The following is a 213-nucleotide window of genomic DNA, read 5'->3' on the forward strand; positions in this document are numbered from 1 at the left end:
CGACGTCGAGATCGGCAATGGCGGAGCCGACACCTTCATCTTCAACCAGGGCTATGGCCATCTCGAGATCAACGAGTATGACTTCTGGGGCGGCTCCGCCGGCAAGGTACTGCAACTGGGTACCGGCCTGACCGCAGCATCGGTCGCTGTCACGCTCAACGGCAACGATATCTATCTGACGCAAGGCACCGATCAGGTCAAGCTCGACGGCAT

Annotated in this window: 1 protein-coding gene; it reads left to right on the forward strand. The window is 59.6% G+C overall.

The window, feature by feature from the left end; translation table 11 throughout:
• On the forward strand, positions 1-213 hold a 213-nt coding region (locus DIE23_RS39855; protein WP_185646630.1), incomplete at both ends, for a hypothetical protein.

This window comes from Burkholderia sp. Bp9143, assembly GCF_003853645.1.
Taxonomy (GTDB): domain Bacteria; phylum Pseudomonadota; class Gammaproteobacteria; order Burkholderiales; family Burkholderiaceae; genus Burkholderia.